Source organism: Synechococcus lacustris str. Tous, assembly GCF_003011125.1.
GTDB classification, from domain to species: domain Bacteria; phylum Cyanobacteriota; class Cyanobacteriia; order PCC-6307; family Cyanobiaceae; genus Synechococcus_D; species Synechococcus_D lacustris.
This window is the reverse complement of sequence record NZ_PXVC01000238.1, coordinates 1-906: the sequence shown is the minus strand read 5'-3', so window position 1 is coordinate 906 and position 906 is coordinate 1. Positions and strand designations below refer to the sequence as shown.

General features: G+C 44.1%; 1 protein-coding gene. It reads right to left on the bottom strand.

Annotated features, from left to right (window positions below):
- The coding region (locus tag C7K08_RS14605; protein WP_206603893.1) for a peptidase domain-containing ABC transporter at window positions 1–808 on the bottom strand (808 nt) is incomplete at its 3' end.
- Window positions 809–906: the final 98 nt, after the last annotated feature.

Below are 906 nucleotides of genomic sequence, written 5' to 3'. Positions count from 1 at the left end.
GTTTATATAGTGTTGCATATGAACCCTGTTGATCGATCAATTCGTTATGGGTACCATCTTCACAAATTCGACCCTTATTCATAAATAATATTCGATCTGCATTCCGCAGTGTGGTGAGCCTGTGGGTAATAAATAAAACTGTGACACCATTAAACTTTCTGGCAAGGTTTGTGCAAACAATGCGCTCTGTTTCCGCATCCAAGGCTGATGTTGCTTCATCTAATATYAATAGGCTTGGATTCTGCAGCACCGTGCGGGCAAGGCAAACCCTCTGTTTTTGGCCGCCGCTTAACCCTGAACCCTTTTCACCTAGTCTTGTGGCATAACCATTATCAAGATTTAAAATAAATTCATGGGCTGCTGCCGTTCGCGCTGCTTCCATAACTGCTTCAATACTTGCGTCTGGGCTGTTTAAACGAATATTATCTAAAACCGTGCCTTCAAATAACAAACTATCTTGGGGAACGTAGCCGATGCGTCGCCTGAGGCCTGCAATTTGAAGTTTTTCTATGTCGTAACCATCAATTGAGATCCGGCCACTTTTGGGTCGATAGAGGCGATCTATCATCTGCACAAGAGTACTTTTGCCGCTGCCACTTAATCCCACCAAGCCCACAAATTGCCCCGGTTGTACAATTAGGTCTACTTGATCAAGGATAAGTGGCCCCCGTTGGCCATAGCGAAAGCTCACTTCTTCAAATCTAATTAAACCCTTGATGGTTGGTATTGGTAGGGCCTGAAGATCTTCTTCACCAACTTCAGGTATTGCTAGCATCACATCACTTAAACATGCAACAGCAATCCTCATCTCTTGTATGCCTTGCCAAAGTGATGAAAGCCGCAAAAGGGGGCCAACTACTTGGCTAGATAGAATTTTAACAGCAAATAAAGCGCCAAGGGTTAGCT